Origin of the sequence: Kitasatospora sp. NPDC127121 (assembly GCF_042677305.1) — a bacterium.
Taxonomy (GTDB): Bacteria; Actinomycetota; Actinomycetes; order Streptomycetales; family Streptomycetaceae; genus Kitasatospora.
Map to the genome: position 1 here is coordinate 1 of NZ_JBHXTQ010000015.1, position 22,689 is coordinate 22,689.

Genomic DNA, 22,689 nt, shown 5'->3' on the forward strand with positions numbered 1-22,689 from the left:
CGCCGTCCGGATCTCGCACGTGCACAAGTCCTTCGGCCGCCCGGGCGCGCAGACCCACGTCCTGGACGACATCACCCTCGACGTCGCGCCCGGCGAGTTCGTCACCCTGCTCGGCGCCTCGGGCTGCGGCAAGTCCACCCTGCTCAACCTGGTCGCCGGCCTCGACCAGCCCACCGCCGGCGCCATCGAGGTGCCGGGCGGCCGGCCCGCGCTGATGTTCCAGGAGCACGCGCTGTTCCCCTGGCTCACCGCCGGCCGCAACATCGAACTCGCCCTCAAGCTGGCCGGCGTCCCCCGCGCCGAGCGCCGCGCCGAAGCCGAGCGCCTGCTCGAACTCGTCCGCCTCAAGGGCTCGTACGGCAAGCGCGTGCACGAGCTGTCCGGCGGCATGCGCCAGCGCGTCGCGATGGCCCGCGCGCTGGCCCAGGGCAGCCAGGTGCTGCTGATGGACGAGCCGTTCGCCGCGCTCGACGCCATCACCCGCGACGTGCTGCACGACGAGATCACCCGGATCTGGGCCGAGCGGCAGCTGTCCGTCCTGTTCGTCACCCACAACGTGCGCGAGGCCGTGCGCCTGGCCCAGCGCGTCGTCCTGCTCTCCTCCCGCCCCGGCCGGGTCGCCCGCGAGTGGCGGATCGACCTGCCGCAGCCGCGCCGCATCGAATCCGCCGGCGTCGCCGACCTGTCCATCGAGATCACCGAAGAACTGCGTGGGGAGATCCGTCGCCATGGCCAGCACTGACAGCACCCCGGTCCTGGAGAAGGCCGACAAGACCGACAAGGCCGCCGCCACGGACACCGCCGGTGTCGGCGCCGGCCTGGACGCCCTCGACGCCGTCTCCGCCCAGCGCGGCTCGCTCGGCCAGGCACTGCGGACCAAGGCCCTGCCGCCGCTGATCGGCGTCCTCGTGGTGCTCGCCCTGTGGCAGGGGGCGTACAGCCTGCACCTCACCTCCGCCTACAAGCTGCCCAGCCCGACCGACGTGTGGCACTCCGCCCAGGACCTCTGGTACCAGGGCACGCTGTTCTCGATCATCTGGACCAGCGTCTGGCGCGGCCTGTCCGGCTTCCTGCTCGCCGTCGTCATCGGCACCCCGATCGGGCTGGTCGTCGCCCGCGTCCGGCCGGTGCGCACCGCCATCGGCACGGTCCTCCAGGGCCTCCAGTCGCTGCCCTCGGTCGCCTGGGTGCCGGCCGCGGTCATCTGGCTCGGCATCAACGACCGGATGATGTACGCGGTCATCCTGCTCGGCGCCGTCCCCTCCATCGCCAACGGCCTGATCGCCGGCATCGACCAGGTGCCGCCGCTGTTCCTGCGCGCCGGACGCACCATCGGCGCCACCGGCCTCACCGGCGCCCGGCACGTCCTCATCCCCGCCGCGCTGCCCGGCTACCTGGCCGGCCTCAAGCAGGGCTGGGCGTTCTCCTGGCGCTCCCTGATGGCCGCAGAACTCGTCGCCTCCTCCCCCGACCTCGGCCGGGGCCTGGGCCGGTTCCTGGAGGACCAGCGCGAGTTCTCCGACATGTCCGGGGTGCTGCTCGGCATCATCCTGATCCTGTTCGTCGGCATCGCCATCGAACTGCTCGTCTTCACCCCGGTCGAACGCCGGGTGCTGCGCAACCGCGGCCTGCTGGCCGCCGCCAAGTAAGGCCGACGCCGATGCCCGCCCTCCTGCTGATCGCCCACGGCAGCCGCGACCCGCGGCACGCCGCGACCGTGGCCGCACTGGTCCAGGAGGTGCGGGCGCTGCGCCCCGGGCTGGACGTCACCACCGCCTACCTGGACCACTGCGCGCCGCGCATCCCGCAGGTCGTCGGGCGGCTCGACGACGCGGTGGCCGTCCCGCTGCTGCTCAACCGGGCCTACCACGCCAAGCACGACATCCCGGCCGCCCTGCGCACGGCGGGCGCGGCCCTGCCCGTCGCCGCCGTCCTGGGCCCGTCGCCGCTGCTGCTCGCCGCCCTGGACCGCCGCCTCGCCGAGGCCGGGGTGGACGTGCGCTCGGCCGCCGTCCGGGCCCGCACCGGCGTGGTGCTCGCGGCGGCCGGCTCCTCCGACCCGGCCGCCGACGCCGCCACCCGCGCGGTGGCCGCCGCGTGGCGCCGCAGCCGCGGCTGGGCCGCCGTCGAGGTGGCCTACGCCTCCGCCACCGGCCCGCGCGTGCCCGACGCCCTGGCCGCCCTGCGCGCCGCGGGCGCCGCCCGCACCGCCGTCTCCCCCTACCTGCTGGCCCCTGGCCTCCTGCCCGACCGCATCGCCGACGCGGCCGCCGGAGCGGACGCCGTCGCCGACGTCCTGGGCCCCGCCCCCGAACTGGCCGCCCTCCTCCTGGAACGCTACGACGAGGCCCGCCTGGCAGCAGCCGTCGCCCCGGCCCTCAGCGCCTGAGCCGGAGCGGGCCCCGGCGCGGCCGTCACCGAGCCGCCTTCTCCGCCTGGTGAAGACGCTCGGCCTGTCCGACCGCCTCCCAGTGCCGCGCCCGCTCGAAGTGCAGGGCACTACGGGCCGCACGCTCCCGCAGCTGGTACCGCGCAGCCGCCGCGATGACCACACTCGGCGGCACCGGCTGCTCCAGGTCGGCGACGGCGGCCTCGATCCACTCCCGCATGATGGCCGTCGGTTTCAGCCCCCGCTCCCGTGCCCGGCGCCGCACCTCGTCCATCACCGGCTCGGGCAGCCGCAGCGAGGTGGTGATCATCACCGACTCCGCCGCCGGCGGCTCGGCCGGCTCGGCGCTCATGATCTCGTCCTCGGTCAGCCCGTGTGTCCCGTAGTGCTCGGCGACCGCCTTGAGCCCCGCGTCCTTGTCGGCCATCCGCCCCTCCGCTCACGACACCGGCACCCCGGCGGCTTCCCCGTGGGCACCGTGTCACCGACCTCACGGGCAAGGCCAGCCGCCACCACACCTACGGGTGACGGCGCGCGGAAGCGCCGATGGGTGCGCACGGCCGGACCGTGCGCACCCATCGGCGCCGGGAACCGCTACGAAACCGCGTCCGGGGTGTACACCTCCCCTGGCCGCCACGCCGGTGGCCCGACGACGAAACGGCCCGGCCCCCTCGGTGTGAGGGGGCCGGGCCGTCGGTGGTTCGCCGGGGGTTAGTCGAAGGCGCGGCGCTGGCGGCCGGTGCCGTAGTTGGAGCCGGACTTGGCGCCGCTGCCGGGCTTGGCGCGGCCGGAGGAGCGGCCGATGAAGCCGGCCGCCTGGGGGCGGTCGCCCTGGGCGGCGGCGCCGCCCATGCGCTGCTTGGGGCGGGGGCGGCGCGGGTTGCCGTTCATGTCGACGTCGGCGGGCAGCGCGGAGCGCTTACCGGGGCGGCGGCGCGGGTTGCCGGACTTGGCGTCGGCCTTGGCGGCGGGGGCCTCGGCGGGCGCGGGGACGGCGACGGCGACCGCGACGCCGCTGGGGGTGCGGGCGCCGGTGATCTTGGCGAGGTCGGCGTCGCCGGGGCGGACCTTGGTGACGGTGGGGCGGATGCCCGCGACCGTCATCAGCCGGTTGACCTCGCGGCGCTGCTCGGGCAGGACGAGGGTGACGACGGTGCCGGACTCGCCGGCCCGGGCGGTGCGGCCGCCGCGGTGCAGGTAGTCCTTGTGGTCGACCGGCGGGTCGACGTTGACGACCAGGTCGAGGCCTTCGATGTGGATGCCGCGGGCGGCGACGTTGGTGGCGATCAGCGCGGTGACGTGGCCGTCGCGGAACTGGTCGAGGACCCGGTTGCGCTGCGGCTGGGACTTGCCGCCGTGCAGGGCCGCGGCCCGGACGCCGGTGGCGAGCAGCTGCTTGGCGAGGCGGTCGGCGCCGTGCTTGGTGTGCACGAACATGATCACGCGCCCGTCGCGGGAGGCGATGTGCGCGGTGGTGGACGCCTTGTCGGCCTGGTCCAGCTGGAGGACGTGGTGGTCCATGGTGGTGACCGCGCCGGCCGACGGGTCGACCGAGTGGGTGACCGGGTCGGTGAGGAAGCGCTTGACCAGGCGGTCGACGTTGCGGTCCAGGGTCGCGGAGAACAGCATCCGCTGCCCGCCCTCGGCGACCTGCTCCAGCAGCTTGCTGACCTGCGGGAGGAAGCCCATGTCGGCCATCTGGTCGGCCTCGTCGAGGACGGTGATGGCGACGTCGGACAGGTTGACGTCACCACGGCCGATCAGGTCGTCGAGCCGGCCGGGGGTGGCGACCAGGACCTCGGTGCCACGGCGGACGGCGTTGGCCTGGCGGTTGATCGACATGCCGCCGACGACGGTGGTGATCCGCAGGTTGACGGCGGTCGCGTAGGGGGTGAGCGCGTCGGTGACCTGCTGGGCGAGCTCGCGGGTGGGCACCAGGACGAGCGCCAGCGGGTAGCGGGCGACGGCGCGGCGCCCGGCGGTGCGGGCGAGCAGCGGCAGGCCGAAGGCGAGGGTCTTGCCGGAGCCGGTGCGGCCGCGGCCGAGCACGTCGCGGCCGGCGATCGAGTCGGGCAGGGTGGCGCCCTGGATCGGGAACGGCGCGATGACGCCTTCGCGGGTGAGCGTGCTGAGGATGCCCTTGGGCAGGTCCAGCTCGGCGAAGGTGTCCGCCGGGGGCCGGGCCGGGGTGCCCTCGACGACGGTGAATTCGGCGGCCTCGGGCACGGCGGCGGCGCGGGTGTTCTTGGGGGCGCCGGTGCGGCCGCGCGGCTTGCGGGCGCGCTCGGCGTCGCCGGTGGCGCGCGGGTTCTCGCCGCGGCGGGCGCGGTCTCCGGCGCCGGTGCGGCCGGCGTTCTCGCCACGGCCGGTGTTCTCGGCACGGCCGGCGCCGGCGCTGCGGCGCGGGTTCTCGCCGCGGCGGGCCTGGTCGGTGGTGCGGGCGGCGCGGTCACGCGGCGGGCGGGCAGGGGTGGTCACGAAGTCTCCATACGTCGGTCGGCAGCCCCGGGTGGGGGCTGGTCGGCCGTCGGTAGGAAATTCGCCGCCCCGGCCGTACGGCGGCATGCGCGGGGGCCCGCACCGTGTGGTACGGGCCCCCGCTTCGCGAGATCGCGAGTCAGCGTGGAGGCTGACGTCAGATGACGCGGATGTTCTCGGCCTGCGGGCCCTTCTGGCCCTGGGTGACGTCGAACTCGACCTGCTGGCCCTCGACGAGCTCACGGAAGCCGTTCGCCACGATGTTCGAGTAGTGGGCGAACACGTCCGGGCCGCCCTCGGCCTGCTCGATGAAGCCGAAGCCCTTTTCGCTGTTGAACCACTTCACGGTGCCGGTAGCCATAACCGTCTCCTCAAAAACTGGGGCATCAGGGATTCACACCGCGTGAACCCCGGAGTAGCCGCGATCCCCATCCGGAGACTGAAACACCGGACAAAACAAATGCGCCTGTTGGTTGGAACCAGCAGGCGCACACATACGTTCATGGGAACCAAAACTGCAACTGGGTCGACTGTAGCACGGCGACACCCCGATTGACCGGGGACTTTTGTGCTCGACAGATCACGTTTGGCGGCCAGGAAAAGGGGGCAAGCGGCGCCCCGCCGAAGCGGGACGCCGCCTGTTTGGCGCGTCGGTCGGGCGTCGCCCGTGTCCGAACGAAGCGATCAGCGCCGTCCGGCCGGCTCCGGCACGCCGTACGCGTCCGCCGCCGGCGCCGGGCCGGCACCGTGGCCCCCGCCGTGGCCATGCTCGGGGTCGGGGTCGGCGCCGTGGCCGGGCCACCAGGCCCGGTTGCCGATCAGCGCGGTGAGCGCCGGGGTGAAGAACATCGCCATCACGAAGGCCGCCAGCACGATGCCGAAGGCCATGGCGAAGCCGAACTCCATCATGAAGGTGTTGCCGGCGAGCATGAACGTCCCGAACGAGGCCGCCAGGATGAAGCCGGCCGCGGCGACGGTCGGGCCTGCGTGGCGCAGCGCCTCGCGGGCCGCCTCGCGCGGGCTGCGGCCCGCGCGGGCCTCCTCGCGCAGACGGGCGATGATCAGGATGTTGTAGTCCGTCCCGATCGCCACCACGAAGAGGTAGATGAGGATCGGCATCATGAACATCAGGCCGGTCTCGTTGCCGATCTTCTGGAAGATCAGCGTGGTGGCGCCCAGCGTGGCGCTGAAGCCGAGGCCGACCGAGGCCATCAGGTACCAGGGGGCGACCACGCTGCGCAGCTGGAGGGCCAGGATGAGCAGGATCAGCAGCCCGGCGATCGGGAAGACCAGCTTGTAGTCGTGGGTCATCGCCAGGTTGATGTCCTTGAACACCGAGGTGAGGCCGCCGACCTTGGCCTCGCTGCCGGCCGGGGCCTGCGCGTGGGCGACGGTGCGCAGCTCGGTCACCGCGTCGATCGCCTCGTTGCTGGCCGGGGCGTCCTTGAGCATGACGGTGAACTGGGCGGTGGCGCCGTCGGCGCTGATGCTCTTGGCGTCGGCGCTCGGCAGGTAGACCTTGGAGACCCCGACGACGCCCTGCAGCTTGTCGGCGTAGGCCGGGAAGGAGGCCGGGTCGAGCTTCTTGCCGTCGGTGCTGCTCAGGTAGACCTGGCTCGGGTCGGCGGCACCGGCGGAGAAGCCCTTGGCCATCGTGTCCTGGACGACCATCGACTCCTTGTCCTTGGGCATGGAGCTGCCGGCCATGTCGAAGTTGCCGTTGTAGCCGAGCGCGCCCACGGACAGGGCGACCAGTACGCCGCCGGAGGCGACGGCGGCCAGTGCCGGGCGCTTCTGGACGATCCGGCCGAGCGCGGTGAAGCGCGCGGTGCTCGGCTCGTTCGTCCACTTCTTGCCGGGCCAGAAGACGGCGCGGGCGGGGATGACCGCGAGCAGTGCGGGGGCCAGGGTGATCGAGGCCAGGGCGGTGACCACGACCGCGATCGCCAGCGCGGGGCCGAGCGCCTGGAACATGCCGAGGCTGGAGAGGATCAGCGCGGCGAAGGCGATGGTGACGGCGCCGGCGGCGGAGGCGATCGCCTCGCCGACCCGGCCGACCGCGTTGGCGACGGCGGCGTTGCGGTCGTCGCCGGCCCGCAGCCGCTCGCGGTAGCGGAAGGCGAGGAACAGGAAGTAGTCGGTGCCGACGCCGAGCACGACGACGATCAGGATCGCCATCAGGATGGGTGTGCTCTTGAGGTCGAAGATGTCGGTCGCGTAGTTGATCAGGCCGATGGAGGCGGGCAGCGCGATCATCAGCGAGACCAGGACCGGCAGCAGGCCGGCCAGGATGCCGCGGAAGATGATGCCGACGATCACGATGACCAGCAGCACCGTGGCCATGGTGATGATGCCCTCGGCCGAGCCGGAGGCTTCCTTCTGGTCGAGCGCCTGGGCGGCGGGGCCGCCGAGCTGGAACTTCAGGTCGGTGCCGGAGGCCAGCGCCTTGCCGTCGTCACGGATGGCCTTGGCGATGTCCGCGGTCTTGTTCTGGTCCTGCTGCTTCGACTTGTCGACGGCGATCATGGCCATCGCGTACTTGTGGTCCGGGGATATGCCCAGCTGGTCGGACGGCGGGATGATCTTCTCGACGCCGTCGATCTTCTTGGCCGTCAGGTCCTGGACGAGCTTGCCCATCGCGGCCTTGTCCGCGTCGGTGAACGCGGCGCCGTCGTTGCGCTCGAAGAGTGCGAGCGCGCCCGGGGTGAAGGCGGCCGGGAAGGCCCGCTCCTGCACCTGTGCGGCCTGGATGGACTCGTAGTGCTTGGGGAGGAACGCGGCTTCGTCGGTCTGCGAGCTGACCTTCGGCGCGGTCATGATGACGGCGATCATTCCGATCACCCACGCGATGATCACCCACCACGCGCGGCGTACGACGAATTGTCCTAGTCGGTGGAACATGCTCGATGCCTCCTGGGCATGGTTCACCGCAGCCCTTGGGGGACGGGACGCCGGGCGACGGCTGGACCGGTGGGAGACGCGCGGCGGCGCTCCCTAGCCGGTCGGCAGGTAAGTAGGTCTGGGCGTCATCCTACGAGCACTTGCTTGCCGACCGGCAAGGAGCCCCCGTGGTCCAACCCCCGTCGGGGCCGCCGCTCAGCGGCCCCGGCCCAGTTTCCCCCGGGCGCACCACCCTTGACCTCGTGCTCCGGGTGGAGACAGCTCCCCCTCAGGGTGGATCTCTCCCCCTACCCCCTAGGAGGAGATGTCAGGGTAGGAAGGTAGGGAAAACCCCACCCCGGTCCGTCATGATGATCACCGTCCGGAGGCCTCCGGATGAACGCCGCCCCAACGGAGCACCGCCATGATCCCCTTCGACGAAGGCCGCGCCCGGCTGCTGCTCGCCCACGCCTGCGAGTCCGCCGGACTGCCCGGCCCCGGCGACGCCCGGCTGCTCGCACTCGGCGAGAACGCCGTCTTCGACCTCGGCGACCCTGCCGTCGTCGCCAAGGTCGGCCGCGGCCCCGAACTGTACGAACGGGCGCGGCACGAACTCGCCGTCGCCCACTGGCTCGCCGCCCAGGACGTCCCGGTGGTCCGCCCGTACGACGCGGTGGAAGCCGAGCCCCAGCTCGCCCACGGGCACCCCGTCACCTTCTGGCACCGGCTCGCCCCCGCCGTCCGCCCCGCCCGCCCCGCCGACCTCGCCCCGCTGCTGCGCACCCTGCACCGGCTGCCGCTGCCGCCCTTCCCCCTCGCCCACCGCGACCTGCTGGCCCCCGTCGAACGCTGGCTGGCCTCCGCCGAGGGCCACGTCGACCCGGCCGACGTCGCCTTCCTGCGCCACCGCCGCGACGGCTTCGCCGCCGCCCTGCCCGACCTCGCCCCGCACCTGCACCCCGGCGTGATCCACGGCGACGCGCTGCCCCGCAACGTCCACGTCGGCCCGGACGGGCCCGTCCTGCTCGACCTGGAGAACGTCTCGCACGACCTGCGCGAACACGACCTGGTGGTCCTCGCGCTCAGCCACGACCGGTACGGCGTACCCGGCGAGGAGTACCGGGCCTTCGTCGAGGCGTACGGCTGGGACGTGCGCGCCTGGCCCGGCTTCGCGGTGCTGCGCGGGGCCCGGGAGACCGCCAGCGCCTCCTGGGTCGCCCAGCAGGTACCCGGCAACCCGGCCGCGCTGGCGGAGTTCCGGCGCCGGGTCGCCTCACTGCGGGAGGGCGCCACCGAGGTGCGCTGGTACCCGTTCTGAGGCGTCGGGCTCCTGGGGCGTCGAGCTTCCGAAGTGACGGCTCCTGAAGTACCGGGACGCCCCCGGCACGGCCCCCGGGATACCCGGCGGGCCGCGGGGGCGCCAACCGGGCGCGTGTGAGAAGACTCCTACGGCGCTGCGGTCCGCTCCGCAACCGGGGCACGTACGCTCGGCGTCCTATCGGACAGTCATCCTGACCGAGGGATCGGCGCCCGTCCTCTGCACCCCTCTGCACCACAGGAGCCGCCGCCATGCCCCACTCCGCCACCCGCCGGCCCTCCCCCCCGACCCGTACCGCGCTCACGGCCCGCCGTCGGCTGGTCGCAGGCTGCGTCGTGGCGGCCGCCGCCCTGGGACTGGCCGCGTGCGGCACCGCCAGCGGAGCCCTCCAGCCGACGGCCGGCGTCAGCACCCAGCCCCCGATCACCCTCGCGCCGACCGACGGCCGGCCGACCGACGGGCCCGTCGCCACCGTCGCGCCCACCCCCGACTCCGACGGCGCACCCGCCTCCGCCGCCCCGCCGGCCGTCCCGAAGCCGCACACGCCCCAGGCGCCGGCCGGGACGAGCGCCGCGCCCCACGGCGGCACGCCGAGCACCCCGGTCACCACCACGGCCGTCGCGACCACGCCCGCGACCACGCCCGCGGGCACCCCCGCGCCGCCGCCCGCGCCGGTCAAGCCGGGCACCGTCATCGGCTCCACCGCCTCCGGCGGCCGCACCGTGGCGCTCACCTTCGACGACGGCCCCGGCCCCGCCACCGGCCAGATCCTCGACCTGCTCGCCCAGTACCACGCCAAGGCCACCTTCTGCGAGATCGGCCAGAACGCCGCCGCCAACCCGGCCCTGGTCAAGCGCGTCCTCGCGGCCGGCCACCGGCTCTGCGACCACAGCGTCCACCACCCGCAGCCGTTCGCGAAGCTCCCCCACGACAAGGCCGTCTACGAGATCTCCGCCGCCAGGGACATGATCGTCAAGGCCGGCGGCCCCGGCACCCGGGTCGACTGGTTCCGCGCCCCCGGCGGCGGCTTCAACGCCGACAACGAGCAGATCACCGCGAGCCTCGGCATGTCCTCGCTCGGCTGGTCCGTCGACCCGCGCGACTGGTCCCGCCCGGGCGTGCCCGCCATCGTCTCCACCGTGCAGAAGCAGCTCAAGCCCGGCGGCGTGATCCTGATGCACGACGGCGGCGGCGACCGCACCCAGAGCGTGGCCGCGCTCAAGCAGCTGCTGCCCTGGCTGGTCGCCCAGGGCTACACCTTCGACTGGCCCGCCGAATAGCCGACTCACCGGCCACCTCGGGGGCGGCTACCTCATCGGCCACCGCGGGTCGACCACGGCCTGCGGGTCCTTGCCGCGGCGCAGCCACGCCTGCAAGCCCTCCGCCCACTCCCGGTACCAGCCGATCTGGCGCCCGTGCAGCTCGGCCGGCGCGACGTCGCCGACCTCGGCCCGGTAGCGCTCGGCGAGGGCGACGGCGACCCGGACGGCCGCCAGCGCGTCGCTGCCCGCCTCGTGCGCGTCCGTCAGCTCGACGCCGTACACCTCGCAGACCCGCTGCAGGGTGCGCGAGCCCTTGCGGTACTTGTCCACCGCCCGGTCGACGACCAGCGCGTCCAGCACCGGCCCGACCGGGGCGCCGAGGCGCTCGGCGAGCGGCACCAGCCCGTACCGGCGCAGCTCGGCGTCGAGCAGCGACAGGTCGAACGGCGCGTTGAACGCGACCACCGGGCGCCCTGCGGCGAGCCGCTCGCAGAGCGCGCCGGCTATCTCCTCCACCGCCTCCTTGGCCGGCCGGCCCTTGCCGCGGGCCAGGTCGTCGCCGATGCCGTGGATCGCCTCCGCCTCGGCCGGGATCGGGACCCCGGGGTCGAGCAGCCAGTGCACGGCCCCCACCCGGCGGGCCCCGACGGTGTCCACGAGCGCGGCCGTGACGATGCGGTCCACGGCCGGGTCGGTGCCCGTGGTCTCCAGGTCGAAGCCGACCAGTGGCTGCTGCCACCAGCTCATAAGGGGGTGTCCTTCCGTCCTGCCTCTCGAAACAGCCCCCATCATCACCCGCCCCACCGACAACCCGGCCGCTGGGGGAGCTGATCCCGCTGCTCGGCGCCCTAGTCTGGTCCTCGGACCTGAGCGAAGGAGCCGACCATGAGTACCTCCCCGGATCTGCCCGTGCCCCCTCACCGGCCCGACGAGCCCCACCCGTTGCGGACGATCAGAGAGATCCGCGGGTCCCTCCCCGAGGAGCAGGTCAAGCACTTCGACGCCGAGCTCGCCGACACCGACATCGACGCGCTGCCGGCGATACTGCACCGCTGGGCGACGCTGGGGAACGACGGTTTCCTCGACCAACTCCTGTCGACGCCCTTCGAAGGGCTGGAGTTCGGGTCCCGCTCCTACGACGACGCGGCGGGCACCGAGTGATCTATCTGCTGGACACCAACGTGGTCGCCGAGCTCACCACGCGGCCGAAGCCGGCCCCCGCCGTCGTCGAATGGGCCCGCTCCGTCCCTGCGACGGCGCTCTGCCTCAGCGTCATCACCGTCGCGGAAGTCGAGGCTGGGGTCGCGGCCACGTCCGATCCGCTACGCCGAGCCGTGTTCGAGCATGTCCTGGAGGGCATGCGGGTGGAGTACCGGGGCCGGATCGCGGCCATCGGTGAACGGGAGGCCGCCGCGTACCTCGCTGTCCACCGCCGGCTCAAGAGCGCCGGGACGAACATCGATCCGCCCGACGCGCTGATCGCGGCCACTGCCATCGCGAACGGTTGGACGCTGGCCAGCCGGAACGTCAAGCATCTCGCCCGGACCGGTGCGATCGTGCTGAACCCGTGGGAGTACTGAGGGTGCGTCACGTGTTCGCCCCGGTCCGCTCGGGCGGACCGGGGCGAACACGGGCGTTCAGGTGGTGGTGAGGAGGGTGCGGCCGAGCCAGTCGGTGGTGTCGTGGGCGCCGGGGAGGACGTAGAAGTAGCCGCCGCCGGTGGGGCGGAGGTGGCGGGCGAGGGGTTCGGCGTTGAGGCGGGTCTGGACGGCTTCGAACTGGCGGGCCACGTCCTGCTGGTAGCAGCAGAAGGCGAGGCCGAGGTCGGGTTCGCCGTCGGGGTCGAGGCCGCGGTCGTAGTTGAAGGCGCGGCGCAGGATGCGGCTGTCGCGGGTGCCGTCGGTGCGGGGGTTGGCGAGGCGGATGTGGGAGTCGAGGGGGATGACGGCGCCGTCGGGGTCGTTGCGGTAGTCGGGGGTGTCGGTCTCGCCGGCGGCGCCGAGCGGGGCGCCGTCGTTCTTGCGCCGGCCGATCAGGCGTTCCTGCTGCTGGAGCGGCACCTCGTCCCAGCCGGCGACGAGGGTGCGGATGGCGCGGATGACCTGGTAGCTGCCGCCGGCGGCCCAGCGCGGTTCGTCGCCGCCCTCACCAACCCAGACGAGGGCGTCCAGTTCGCGGGCGTTCGCGGTGTCGGGGTTCTCGATGCCGTCCTTGAAGCCGAGCAGGTTGCGGGCGGCGCCGGTGGGGCGGGAGCGGTTCTGGAAGCCATCGAGCTGCCAGCGCGGGCGGATCAGGCCGTGGGTGCTGCGCAGCAGGTCGCGGATGGTGTGCTGGACGGTGTCGCGGTTCTCGGCGCAGATCTGGAGCGAGAGGTCGCCGTGGCATTCGGCGGGGCGCAGCGCGTCGACGGGGAAGGGGCGCATGGCGGTGAGCCGGCGGGGGCGGTGGCGGGTGAGGCCGTAGCGGGTGTCGAAGAGGGAGGCGCCGACGGCGACGGTGACGGTGAGGTCGTCGGTGGGCAGGTCGGGGCCGAGGGTGCCGCTGTCGGAGGGGGCGGTGGCGGGGCCGAGGTCGGGCGGGGTGCCGCCGGTGGTGAGGAAGCGGATGCGGTCGGTGAGGGTGCGCAGGAGGGTTTCGAGGGCCTTGCGGTCGCGGGCCTTGACGTCGAGGGCGAGGAAGGTGCCGTAGCCGGGGGGCGGGTTGGTGATGCCGGCCTGGTGGCGGCCGTGGAAGTCGATGCGCCGGGTGGCGGGGCGGGGCGCGGCCTGGGCGGGGCGGGCGCCGGTGAGGGTGAGGGCTCCGGCGGTGGTGGCGCCGAGGGCGGTGCGCAGCAGGCCGCGGCGGGTGGCGCGGGGGTGTTCGGAGCCGGTGGAGTGCGGGCTGTCGATCATGGACGGGACGCTAACAAGCGGTCGGGCCCGGTGCTCGGGTGAGCGCCGCGCCCGACCGCCGGTCACCATCCGTCCGGCCTACTCCCCTCACCCGGGCGAGGGTCACCCGGGTGAGGGCCGCTGAGCGAACGTCACCAGGAGACCGTCACCGGGCGAAGGTCACCGGGCGAACGTCACCGGGCGCGGGCGAGGGCGATCCGGCTGGGCAGCACGCTGGCGGCGACGGCCAGGGCGAGGCAGACGGCCGCGGCGGCGCCGAGCGGGAGCCAGGGCAGGTGCGGGTCGATGGCGGCCTGGCCGGCCAGGATGCGGTGGTTGAGCAGGGCGGTGGTGCCGTACTGGGTGAGGGCGGTGACGGCGAGGGCCAGGACGGCGGCGGTGGCGACGACCAGGACGGCTTCCAGGGCGACCATGTGCAGCACCTGGCGGCGCAGGGTGCCGGCCAGCCGCAGGACGGTGAAGTCGCGTCGGCGGTCGGCGGCGGACATCACCATGGTGTTGGCGATCGCGATGAGCGCGTACAGCAGGGCGGGGCCGAGGATGGTCGTGGTGGCGATCCACGCGTAGTGGGCGCCGGGGTCGGGGCCCAGGGCGCGGGCGTCGGTGAGTTCGCCGCCGAGCCGGTCGGCGGCCGGGGGTTCGGCGGAGAGGTGGACGGCGCCGGGGTGGGCGCCGCCCAGGTGGGCGGTGGTGGCGTCGCCGCTGAGCAGGATCTCGTCGAGGCCCAGCTGGGTGCGGTAGACGAGGGCGAGGCGCAGGGTGGTGACGGTGCCGTCGGCGAGGCGCAGGTGGACCTGGTCGCCGAGGGTCCAGCCGTGGCCGCGGGCCTGGTCGGTGGAGGCGGCGAGGGTGGGCCCGTGCAGGTCGGCGGCGGTGCCCTGGACGACGGGCAGGGTCCAGGCGGTGGCGAGGTCGCCGTCGACGACGGTGGCGGCGGAGGGGGCGGAGGCGGGTGAGTCCTCGCCGGGGTCGGCGAAGTCGGCGGGGGCGGCGCCGAGGCCGGTGACCACGGTGGGGGTGGTGGCGGTGGCGCGCAGGCCGGGCCGGTCGGCGGTGAGCCGGTGTGCGGCGTCGTCGGGCAGCGGGGTGGCGCCGGGGCGCAGCACGTACCGGGCGGCGGTGGTGGCCCGGTTCTGGGCGGTCATGGCGTCGGCGAAGGCGGCGGTGGAGCCGATGACGGTGCCGGTGAGGGCGATGGTGAGGAAGGCGGGGGTGGCGGTGGAGACGGTGCGGCGGACGGCGGTGAGCGCGTTCTGCCGGGCGAGCAGGGGTGCAGCGCCGACGGCGCGGGCCAGTGGCGCGCTGAGCGCCCGGACCAGGGGCGGGACGATCAGCGGGGCGAACAGGGCGAGGGCGGTGATCGTCAGCAGGTCGGCGCCGAGGACCCACTGGGAGGCGAGCTGCGGGTCGGCCGGCTGGTCGCCGGGGGCGGCGGGCATGGTCGGGGCGGCCAGGTAGTAGCCGACGGTGCCGGCCAGGGCGAGCAGTCCGGCGAGGGCGCAGGCCCAGCGCACGGGCGTCATGACCGTGCGGTCGACGGCGGCGTCGCCGAGTGCCTCGACGGCCCGGACCCGGCCGGCGCGCAGGGCGGCGGTGACGGCGCCGAGCAGGGCGACGAGCAGGCCGACGGCGGCGGCGGTGAGCAGCGGGGCGGGGGCCGGGTGCGCCGCGAAGCCGTCCGGGGCGGCGCCGCGGGCGACCAGCCAGGCGGCGAGGGCGGGCGCGCCGGGCAGGGCGAGCAGGCAGCCGGTGACGGCGGCGGCGAGGGCGACGACGGCGGCCTCGCCGGTGATCAGCCCGACGACCTGGCGGGGGGTGGCGCCGACGGCGCGCAGCATCGCGATCTCCTGGCGGCGCTGGGCGACGGCGAAGGCGAAGGTGCCGGCGACGACGAAGACGGCGACGAAGGCGGCCATCGCGGCGCTGAACAGGAGCACCTTGTGGAGGGAGGGCGCGCCGAGCGGGGAGTCGTCGCCGGCGGTGTTGTCGAGCAGGGTGCCGGTGGTGGCGACCAGGGTGACGCCGAGGGTCAGGGCGAGGTAGGAGCCGGCGAAGGCGGCCTTGCGGCGGCGCAGTGCGGCGGCGGCGACGGGCAGCAAAGTAACGAGGGATCTCATGCGCCCACCTCGCTGCGCTCGGCGGGGGCATTCGCCCACGCGCACCTCTCGATGATGAACTCGCTCCGCTCGTTCATGCCGCCGTCTCCAGGGCGGTCATCCGCTCGGCGATCTGCGGGGCGGTGGGGTGGTCGAGGTCGGCGACGAGGCGGCCGTCGGCGAGGAAGAGCACGCGGTCGGCGTAGGAGGCGGCGACCGGGTCGTGGGTGACCATGACGGTGCTCTGGCCGTCGCGGTCGACGAGTTCGCGCAGCAGGGCGAGGACGTCGCGGCTGCTGGCGCTGTCGAGGGCGCCGGTGGGTTCGTCGGCGAAGAGCACCTGCGGGCGGGTGATCAGGGCGCGGGCGATGGCGACGCGCTGCTGCTGGCCGCCGGAGAGCTGGGAGGGCAGGTGTCCGGTGCGTTCGCCGAGGCCGACCTGGGCGAGGGCGCGGTGGACGTCGGCGCGGTCGGGGCGGCGCCCGGCCAGGCGCAGCGGCAGGCCGACGTTCTGTTCGGCGGTCAGCGAGCCGACCAGGTTGAAGGCCTGGAAGACGAAGCCGAGCTTCTCGCGCCGCAGGACGGTCAGCCGGCTCTCGGTGAGTGCGGCGAGGTCGGCCCCGTCGAGGACGACCCGGCCGCCGTCGGGCCGGTCGAGCCCGGCGGCGCACTGGAGCAGGGTGCTCTTGCCGGAGCCGGAGGGGCCCATGACGGCGGTGAAGGTGCCGCGGGCGAAGTCGACGTCCACTCCCCTGAGCGCGTGGACGGCCTCCGGCCCGGTCCCGTAGGTGCGGTGCAGTTGTTCGAGGCGCAGTACGGCCCCGTCATCCCCCATGATCATCACGGGGGCTATGACTACCACGGCCGCCCCTGCTCCGACCAGCCCTGACCGCTGGGGCGGGCCCGGTTCGGGCGGCGGGCCCGGTTCAGGCGGCGGGCTCGCGGACCAGGTAGACGTCGATCGGGTCCTCGTGGTCGAGGACGAAGCCGTGGCGCTCGTAGAGGCGGCGGGCGGGGCTGCCCTGGAGGACGTCGAGGCGCACGGGCTCGCCGGCGGCGTCGGCCTGGGCGAGGAGGTGGCGCAGGACGGCGCTGCCGAGGCCGCGGCCCTGGTGGGCGGGGGCGAGGTAGAAGTGCTCGATCCAGCGGCCGCCCTGCTCGGCGGGGCGGACGGTGACGGAGCCGGCGAAGGCGCCGTCGACGAGGATGACGGAGCTGTGGCGGCTGGAGAAGCCCGCCCGCAGGCGCCGGCGGACCCGGTCGTCGTCGTAGCGGCCGAGGCGTTCGAGGTCGGCGCGCAGCACGACGGCCTTGAGTTCGGCGACGGGTTCGACGTCGGCGGCGGTGGCGGGGCGCAGGGTCCAGGCGGGGAGGCTGTTCACGGCCCGCAGTGTGGCAGCGGCCGCACCGGCCTGGCCAGCGGGTTTCGGGGGCCGGACGCCGGGGCGGGGCGCGCCGAGGGGCCGGGCGGTGGCCCGGCCCCCTGCTCCGACGGGCCGGCGGGAAGGCGGGAAGGCGGGAAGGCGGGGGCGGCTAGCGGGTGCCGAGGTCCAGTGCGGGGAAGGAGTAGTCGTCCCAGAGGGCGCGTTCGTCGTCGTGCGGGGCGTACTGGACGCCGGGGTTCAGGTCCCAGATCCGGGTGGCCCGCGCGTCGGCGGTGTAGGACGGCCAGCCCGGGTCGCCCTGGCGGGCGAAGGAGGCCCAGGCGTCGGCCATCCGCGCGGACAGCCGGGTGAGTTCGGGCCGCTGGGCGGCGACGGTCTGCGCGCCGCGCGGGATCGCGCCGAGATCCAGGCCGCCGAAGACGAAGGGCAGTTCCAGGGTGTGCATGGCGCCCAGGTTCTGGGCGGCGGGCAGGCCGGGGACGTAGGGCACGTGCCAGTCGAACTGGTAGACGTAGGTGGGCCGCCAGCGGGACTGGGCCTCGGCCAGGCGCAGGGTGGGGATCCGCTCGGTCTGGTCGGTGAGCATCGCGTTCACCACCCGGCCCTCGGTGGCCCCGGGGCGGTCGGCGGCGTACCGGTCGTACATCTGCTGTTTGCGGTCGGCGAGCACCGGGGGCAGGGTGCGGTAGGCGCTCAGCGGGAGGTCGGGCAGCGTGGGGTCGAACAGCGCCCAGTAGTCGGTCTCGTTCTCGGTGGTGCCGGTCATCACGTCGACGTCGCGGGCGCTGCCGGCGGCGATCCGTTCGACGACCGGGCCGGGTACCAGCGCCCCGTCGATGGAGGGGCCGAAGAAGACCGCGGAGGACAGTCCGGAGAGCCCGTGCTGGACCTGTTCCTGGAGGTCGAGGACCTGTGGGGTGCTCAGCCGGTCGAGGTCCGCGACGGTGTGGATGCCGCCGGTGGCGAAGACCTTTGCGGCGGTGGCCCGCGCGGCGGCCGCGGTGTGCACCAGGTAGCCGGGCCCGCTCTCGACGATGGCGCGCTGGAAGAGCTGCTCGGGGTGGTCGCCGGCCAGCAGGGCGCTGATCGAGATCGCGCCGGCCGACTGGCCGAAGACGGTGACGTTGCCCGGGTCGCCGCCGAAGGCGCCGATGTGCCGGCGCACCCAGGCCAGCGCGGCGCTCTCGTCGCGCAGCCCGTTGTTGCCCGAGCCGGCGTAGGACGGGTCGAGCGCGCCGAGTTCCGTCCAGCCCAGGATGCCGAGCCGGTAGTCCAGGTTCACCACGACGGCGTCGCCGCGTTCGGCCAGCAGGCCGCCGTCGAAGACGGGCTGGCCGGCGGCGCCGAGTTCGTCCGCGCCGCCGTGCAGGAAGACCATGACGGGTTTGCGGGCGCCGCCGCCGTGCGCCGACCACACGTTGAGGTACAGGCAGTCCTCGGTGCCGCCGCCGCCCGCGCTCAGGTCCTGCGGGCAGCCGGGGCGGGCCCGGGTGGCGCGCAGCGTTGCGGGCCAGGGCGCGGCCGGCTGCGGCGGGCGGAACCGGCGCTCGCCGGTGGGCGGCGCCGCGTACGGGACGCCCAGGTAGGCGCACCGGCCGTCCTGGGACACCCCTTGCAGGCGGCCGACGGAGGTCGCCGTACGGCAGCCGCCCGTCTCCCGGGCCTCGGCGGGGACGGCCGGCAGCAGGCCCAGCAGGGCCGCCGCCACACCGGCCAGTGCGAGCGGCCAGCGCGGGGGGACGGTTCGGCGGGCCTTTCCCGGCCGTCTTCCGCGCAGCCCCGCCCCGGGCCCTTCGCGCAGCCTTCCGCGCGCGGCCCCCCATGCTGCTCCGCGCACTGTCCCGCGCTTTGTCCCGCGCTTCGTTCCGTACACCACGGCGCACTCCCCTCGACGTCGTCGCGCCGCTCGTGCGGCCGCGACCCCGTCTCCAGCTTGCGCGGCTCGGCCCGGGGGTGTCGCCGCCGCACGGATGGAGTTCCGGGTCTCCACCCGGGGGTGGAGAGGGGTAATTGACGATCCATCAGGAACGGGGGGTGCGGGTTCAGGACACCGGCCGGGAGTCGCCCCAGGCGCCCTCGAACTCCTCGCGGTAGACCTCCAGCAGGCCCTGTTCGCTGCCGCCGGGCTGCTGGCCGGCGCCGCCGCGCAGCACCAGGGCCGGGGACTCCATGCCCCGGGCGCGGCGCAGGTAGGGCTGGATGACGCCGAGGTCGCGGCTCTGGCGGCGGCCGCCGACCTGGCCGGTCGGGCGGGGGCCCTCGACGAGGTAGGCGGTGAAGCGCGGGGTCTCGTCGAAGACCCGGATCTCGAAGCCGCCCTGGTCGCGCAGCCGGGCCCGCACCCGGCGCACGTGCATGATGTTCATCTCGATGGAGCGCGACAACTCACCGCGCCCGAGGCCGAGTTCGCGTTCGCGACGGCGGACGGCGCTGCTCGCCGGGTTGAGGAAGAGCAGGCGGACCCGGCAGCCGTCGCCGGCCAGGCGCACCAGCCGCTTGCCGGTGTAGTTCTGGCAGAGCATGCCGAGGCCGATGCCGAGCGCGTCCAGGCGCCGGGCGCCGTCCAGCAGGTCCTCGACGGGCAGGTCGCGCTGGAGGCGGACGCGGTCGGCGTGCACGGCGACGACGTCCGCGTACCGGCCGGCCACCAGCGACTCGACGACGTCGGCGGGCACGCCGCCGGCGCCGCCGTCCAGGACGGCGAGCAGGCGGGCGGCGGCGCGTTCGGTCTGGGCGAGGACGGTCTGGGTGAGCACCCGGTTGCGGGAGACCACGTGCCGGGCCACCTCCAGTTCGTCCAGGGCGAGTTCGATCTCGCGCCGGTCGGACAGGTAGGGCTCGAAGCAGGGCCAGTGCTGGACCATCAGCTCGCGCAGCTGGGGCAGGGTGAGGAAGACCAGCGGGTCGTCGTCGGCCGGGTCGAGCAGGTAGCCCTTGCGGCGGCTGACCTCGCGGACGGCTCCGGCCCGGTGCGCCCACTCCTCGCCGGCGGGGCCGGCGGCGGCGGTTACCCAGTCCTCGCCGTGGGCGGGGGCGTAGATGGGGTGCAGCACCTCGTCGACGAGGGAGCGCAGCCGCTGCTCGACGAGGTTGAGCCAGACGTAGGCGCGGCCGGACAGCCGGACCCGCTGGTAGGCGTCCTCCCATTCGGCGGCGGACCAGGCGAGGGCGGGGATCTCGACCGGGCCGCCCTGGGCGGGCACCAGGGGGCGGCCGGACAGGGTGGGGCGCATGACGACCGTGGGCGCCTCGCTGCGGGCGCCGCCCCGGTCGGGGCCGTCGGGCCCCGGGCCGCGACCGCCGGCGGGGAACACCATGCGCCACCTCACCTGGTCTGCTGCTCTACGCTCCGCCCCTGCGCGGCTGATGGAGCGCCACCGGCCCGGGGGCGGCCGGACGATCAAGGGTACTGCCCGCCGCGAGCGGTGCGCAGCCGGATGGCCCCCGGGGCCCGGCACCACCACCAGGCCCACCCTTCACAGACCCGCGCCCATCGCAAGCCCCACCCGCCACAGGCCCCGCTTATCACAGGAATGCCGGCTGGACACCCGTTCGGGCGAACCGGCCGCACATGTCCCGGCCGCCGGGGGAAGGCTCGGGGAGTATGCGCACTGTGCCGTGCGTCACGGCGCGCGAGCGCCGCACATGCCCGGCCGCCCGGCCGGGAAGAGAGCGTCCGGGTCCGGGCGCGCTATCGGACTACACGTCAGTTTCCCTTGAGTGCAAGGAAGTTGAGGACTCATGCAGGTCTGGCCCGGTAAGCCCTACCCCCTCGGCGCCACCTACGACGGGGCCGGCACCAACTTCGCGGTGTTCTCCGAGAGTGCCGACCGGATCGAGCTGTGCCTGATCGACGAGGACGGCTCGGAGACGGCCGTCGAACTGCGCGAGACGGACGCCTTCGTCCGGCACGCCTACCTCCCCGGCGTCCAGCCCGGCCAACGCTACGGCTTCCGCGTCCACGGCCCGTACAACCCCGGCCTCGGCCAGCGCCACAACAGCGCCAAACTGCTGCTGGACCCGTACGCCAAGGCGATGAGCGGGCACATCGACTGGGACGAGGCCGTCTACGGCTACCACTTCGGCGCGCCCGAGCGCCGCAACGACCTCGACTCCGCCCCGCACACCATGCACTCGGTCGTGATCAACCCGTACTTCGACTGGGGCACCGACCACCCGCCGCGCACCGACTACCACCGCACCGTCATCTACGAGGCGCACGTCAAGGGCCTCACCCGGCTGCACCCGGGCATCCCCGAGGAGATCCGCGGCACCTACGCGGGCCTGGCCCACCCGGCGGTGATCGAGCACCTGGCCAAGCTCGGCGTCACCGCGATCGAGCTGATGCCGGTGCACCAGTTCGTCCGCGACCACCGGCTGCGCGACCTGGGCCTGTCCAACTACTGGGGCTACAACACCATCGGCTTCTTCGCCCCGCACTCCTCCTACGCCTCCAGCGGCGATCGGGGCCAGCAGGTGCAGGAGTTCAAGTCGATGGTCAAGGCGCTGCACGCGGCCGGGATCGAGGTGATCCTGGACGTCGTCTACAACCACACCGCCGAGGGCAACCACCTCGGGCCGACGCTGTCCCTGCGCGGGCTGGACAACGTCTCCTACTACCGCCTCGCCCGGGACCAGCGCTTCTACGAGGACACCACCGGCACCGGCAACAGCCTGCTGATGCGCAGCCCGCACGTGCTCCAGCTGATCATGGACTCGCTGCGCTACTGGGTCACCGAGATGCACGTCGACGGCTTCCGCTTCGACCTCGCCGCCACCCTGGCCCGGCAGTTCCACGAGGTCGACCGGCTCTCCTCCTTCTTCGACCTCGTCCAGCAGGACCCGGTGGTCTCCCAGGCCAAGCTGATCGCCGAACCCTGGGACCTCGGCGAGGGCGGCTACCAGGTCGGCAACTTCCCGCCGCTGTGGACCGAGTGGAACGGCATGTACCGGGACACCGTGCGCGACCTGTGGCGCGGCGAGACCGCCGCCCTCGCCGAGTTCGGCTCCCGGCTCACCGGCTCCTCCGACCTCTACCAGGACGACGGCCGCCGCCCCATCGCCTCCATCAACTTCGTGACCTGCCACGACGGTTTCACCCTGCGCGACCTCGTCTCCTACAACGACAAGCACAACGAGGCCAACGGCGAGGACAACCGCGACGGCGAGTCCTTCAACCGCTCCTGGAACTGCGGCGTCGAGGGCCCCGGCGCCGACCCGGCCGTCGAGGAGCTCAGAGCCCGCCAGCAGCGCAACCTCATCGCCACCCTGATGCTCTCCCAGGGCGTGCCGATGCTCTCCCACGGCGACGAACTCGGCCGCACCCAGCAGGGCAACAACAACGCCTACTGCCAGGACAACGAACTCACCTGGGTGCACTGGCCGGACGGCGACGGGCCCGAGGCGCGGCTGCTGGAGTTCACCCAGGGGATGATCTGGCTGCGCCGCGACCACCCGGTGTTCCGGCGGCGGCGCTTCTTCCACGGGCGGCCGGTCCCCGGGCGCCCCGGGCCGGGGACGCTCGCCGCCGGCGGCCGCCCCTCCGGCGGTCACGCCTCCGGCCGTCACCCCTCGGGCGGCCACCTCTCGGGCGGCTACGACTCGGGCGGCTACGACGACCTCACCGACATCGCCTGGTTCACCCCCGGCGGGGAGGAGATGACCAAGCGCAACTGGGGCGCCAGCTACGCCAAGTCGCTGACCGTCTTCCTCAACGGCTACGCCATCTCCGAGCCGGACCGGCGCGGCGGGCGGATCGTCGACGACTCCTTCCTGCTGATGTTCAACGCGCACTTCGAGCCGCTGGAGTTCACCCTGCCCGCCGACCACGGGCAGGAATGGCAGGTCGTGGTCGACACCGCGCAGGCCCGGCTGCCCGCCCCGGGCGCGGGCGCGCGGGTCAAGGCCGGGGACGCGCTGTGGCTCACCGACCGCTCGCTGATGGTGCTCCAGCGGCCGGCCTGACACCCCGCGCTCACCTGTTCGGACCA

At 74.1% G+C, this 22,689-nt stretch carries 19 protein-coding genes; 8 read left to right on the forward strand and 11 right to left on the reverse strand.

Translation table 11 applies throughout. From position 1 onward, the window contains the following. From ACFVHI_RS10810 to ACFVHI_RS10820, 3 genes are all read left to right on the forward strand, one after another. Positions 1–742 (forward strand): ABC transporter ATP-binding protein (locus tag ACFVHI_RS10810; RefSeq protein WP_380337846.1); only part of this gene is annotated, 742 nt, incomplete at its 5' end. Further along, positions 729–1,649, forward strand: coding sequence for an ABC transporter permease (locus ACFVHI_RS10815; protein WP_380337848.1), 921 nt, complete (start codon positions 729–731; stop codon positions 1,647–1,649). The genes ACFVHI_RS10810 and ACFVHI_RS10815, both read left to right, overlap by 14 nt. 11 nt (positions 1,650–1,660) lie before the next feature. Continuing rightward, positions 1,661–2,389, forward strand: a complete 729-nt coding sequence (locus ACFVHI_RS10820; RefSeq protein ID WP_380337850.1) for a sirohydrochlorin chelatase — start codon at positions 1,661–1,663, stop codon at positions 2,387–2,389. A gap of 25 nt (positions 2,390–2,414) precedes the next feature. On the opposite strand, the gene ACFVHI_RS10825 is transcribed toward ACFVHI_RS10820, so the two are convergent. From ACFVHI_RS10825 to ACFVHI_RS10840, 4 genes are all read right to left on the reverse strand, one after another. Continuing rightward, positions 2,415–2,816: a hypothetical protein gene (locus tag ACFVHI_RS10825; protein ID WP_380337852.1), complete on the reverse strand. Its 402-nt coding sequence runs from the start codon at positions 2,814–2,816 to the stop codon at positions 2,415–2,417. Between the two features lie 284 nt (positions 2,817–3,100). Beyond that, on the reverse strand, positions 3,101–4,867 hold the full coding sequence (locus tag ACFVHI_RS10830) for a DEAD/DEAH box helicase (RefSeq protein WP_380337854.1): 1,767 nt from the start codon (positions 4,865–4,867) through the stop codon (positions 3,101–3,103). A 157-nt stretch (positions 4,868–5,024) separates the two neighbouring features. Further along, entirely contained in the window at positions 5,025–5,228 is a 204-nt protein-coding gene (locus ACFVHI_RS10835; protein WP_063347104.1) for a cold-shock protein, read from the reverse strand. 323 nt (positions 5,229–5,551) lie between these two features. Next, positions 5,552–7,768 carry an MMPL family transporter gene (locus ACFVHI_RS10840; protein ID WP_063347105.1) on the reverse strand — a complete coding sequence of 739 codons (2,217 nt, stop codon included), beginning with the start codon at positions 7,766–7,768 and terminating at the stop codon, positions 5,552–5,554. Positions 7,769–8,171: 403 nt separating this feature from the next. Here ACFVHI_RS10840 and ACFVHI_RS10845 point away from each other — a divergent pair, with 403 nt between their 5' ends. Together ACFVHI_RS10845 and ACFVHI_RS10850 are read left to right on the forward strand one after the other, a co-directional pair. Next, positions 8,172–9,065, forward strand: a complete 894-nt coding sequence (locus tag ACFVHI_RS10845) for a phosphotransferase enzyme family protein (protein WP_063347106.1) — start codon at positions 8,172–8,174, stop codon at positions 9,063–9,065. A gap of 251 nt (positions 9,066–9,316) precedes the next feature. Further along, positions 9,317–10,345, forward strand: a complete 1,029-nt coding sequence (locus ACFVHI_RS10850) for a polysaccharide deacetylase family protein (protein ID WP_380337860.1) — start codon at positions 9,317–9,319, stop codon at positions 10,343–10,345. A gap of 27 nt (positions 10,346–10,372) precedes the next feature. Here the strand turns inward: ACFVHI_RS10850 and ACFVHI_RS10855 are convergent, their stop codons facing one another. Next, positions 10,373–11,074 (reverse strand): exonuclease domain-containing protein, encoded by a 702-nt coding sequence (locus ACFVHI_RS10855; RefSeq protein ID WP_063347107.1) that lies wholly within the window; start codon positions 11,072–11,074, stop codon positions 10,373–10,375. Positions 11,075–11,212: 138 nt separating this feature from the next. Here ACFVHI_RS10855 and ACFVHI_RS10860 point away from each other — a divergent pair, with 138 nt between their 5' ends. Next, positions 11,213–11,488 (forward strand): hypothetical protein, encoded by a 276-nt coding sequence (locus tag ACFVHI_RS10860; RefSeq protein WP_380337863.1) that lies wholly within the window; start codon positions 11,213–11,215, stop codon positions 11,486–11,488. After that, entirely contained in the window at positions 11,485–11,907 is a 423-nt protein-coding gene (locus ACFVHI_RS10865) for a type II toxin-antitoxin system VapC family toxin (RefSeq protein WP_380337866.1), read from the forward strand. The genes ACFVHI_RS10860 and ACFVHI_RS10865 overlap by 4 nt, the downstream gene beginning before the upstream one ends. Positions 11,908–11,964: 57 nt before the next feature. Here the strand turns inward: ACFVHI_RS10865 and efeB are convergent, their stop codons facing one another. From efeB to ACFVHI_RS10895, 6 genes are all read right to left on the reverse strand, one after another. Then, on the reverse strand, positions 11,965–13,218 hold the full coding sequence (gene efeB / locus ACFVHI_RS10870; RefSeq protein ID WP_063347108.1) for an iron uptake transporter deferrochelatase/peroxidase subunit: 1,254 nt from the start codon (positions 13,216–13,218) through the stop codon (positions 11,965–11,967). 173 nt (positions 13,219–13,391) lie between these two features. After that, a complete protein-coding gene (locus ACFVHI_RS10875; RefSeq protein WP_380337869.1) occupies positions 13,392–15,335 on the reverse strand; it encodes an FtsX-like permease family protein in 1,944 nt (647 codons plus the stop codon). Positions 15,336–15,408: 73 nt separating this feature from the next. Then, positions 15,409–16,149: an ABC transporter ATP-binding protein gene (locus ACFVHI_RS10880; RefSeq protein WP_063351026.1), complete on the reverse strand. Its 741-nt coding sequence runs from the start codon at positions 16,147–16,149 to the stop codon at positions 15,409–15,411. Between the two features lie 91 nt (positions 16,150–16,240). After that, a complete protein-coding gene (locus ACFVHI_RS10885; protein WP_380337872.1) occupies positions 16,241–16,696 on the reverse strand; it encodes a GNAT family N-acetyltransferase in 456 nt (151 codons plus the stop codon). 151 nt (positions 16,697–16,847) lie between these two features. Further along, a complete protein-coding gene (locus ACFVHI_RS10890) occupies positions 16,848–18,407 on the reverse strand; it encodes a carboxylesterase/lipase family protein (protein WP_380337874.1) in 1,560 nt (519 codons plus the stop codon). A gap of 334 nt (positions 18,408–18,741) precedes the next feature. Then, positions 18,742–20,016: an SAV2148 family HEPN domain-containing protein gene (locus ACFVHI_RS10895; protein ID WP_063347111.1), complete on the reverse strand. Its 1,275-nt coding sequence runs from the start codon at positions 20,014–20,016 to the stop codon at positions 18,742–18,744. Between the two features lie 424 nt (positions 20,017–20,440). On the opposite strand from ACFVHI_RS10895, the gene glgX reads away from it, so the two are divergent. Further along, positions 20,441–22,663 carry a glycogen debranching protein GlgX gene (glgX, locus tag ACFVHI_RS10900; RefSeq protein WP_380337878.1) on the forward strand — a complete coding sequence of 741 codons (2,223 nt, stop codon included), beginning with the start codon at positions 20,441–20,443 and terminating at the stop codon, positions 22,661–22,663. Positions 22,664–22,689 lie beyond the last annotated feature (26 nt).

Excerpts from the sequence above, each read along its gene's own strand:
- ACFVHI_RS10815 (WP_380337848.1), top strand. The coding sequence starts at position 729 with ATGGCCAGCACTGACAGCACCCCGGTCCTGGAGAAGGCCGACAAGACC.
- ACFVHI_RS10820 (WP_380337850.1), top strand. The coding sequence starts at position 1,661 with ATGCCCGCCCTCCTGCTGATCGCCCACGGCAGCCGCGACCCGCGGCAC.
- ACFVHI_RS10825 (WP_380337852.1), bottom strand. The coding sequence starts at position 2,816 with ATGGCCGACAAGGACGCGGGGCTCAAGGCGGTCGCCGAGCACTACGGG.
- ACFVHI_RS10835 (WP_063347104.1), bottom strand. The coding sequence starts at position 5,228 with ATGGCTACCGGCACCGTGAAGTGGTTCAACAGCGAAAAGGGCTTCGGC.
- ACFVHI_RS10840 (WP_063347105.1), bottom strand. The coding sequence starts at position 7,768 with ATGTTCCACCGACTAGGACAATTCGTCGTACGCCGCGCGTGGTGGGTG.
- ACFVHI_RS10845 (WP_063347106.1), top strand. The coding sequence starts at position 8,172 with ATGATCCCCTTCGACGAAGGCCGCGCCCGGCTGCTGCTCGCCCACGCC.
- ACFVHI_RS10850 (WP_380337860.1), top strand. The coding sequence starts at position 9,317 with ATGCCCCACTCCGCCACCCGCCGGCCCTCCCCCCCGACCCGTACCGCG.
- ACFVHI_RS10855 (WP_063347107.1), bottom strand. The coding sequence starts at position 11,074 with ATGAGCTGGTGGCAGCAGCCACTGGTCGGCTTCGACCTGGAGACCACG.
- ACFVHI_RS10860 (WP_380337863.1), top strand. The coding sequence starts at position 11,213 with ATGAGTACCTCCCCGGATCTGCCCGTGCCCCCTCACCGGCCCGACGAG.
- efeB (WP_063347108.1), bottom strand. The coding sequence starts at position 13,218 with ATGATCGACAGCCCGCACTCCACCGGCTCCGAACACCCCCGCGCCACC.
- ACFVHI_RS10875 (WP_380337869.1), bottom strand. The coding sequence starts at position 15,335 with ATGAGATCCCTCGTTACTTTGCTGCCCGTCGCCGCCGCCGCACTGCGC.
- ACFVHI_RS10880 (WP_063351026.1), bottom strand. The coding sequence starts at position 16,149 with ATGGGGGATGACGGGGCCGTACTGCGCCTCGAACAACTGCACCGCACC.
- ACFVHI_RS10895 (WP_063347111.1), bottom strand. The coding sequence starts at position 20,016 with ATGGTGTTCCCCGCCGGCGGTCGCGGCCCGGGGCCCGACGGCCCCGAC.
- glgX (WP_380337878.1), top strand. The coding sequence starts at position 20,441 with ATGCAGGTCTGGCCCGGTAAGCCCTACCCCCTCGGCGCCACCTACGAC.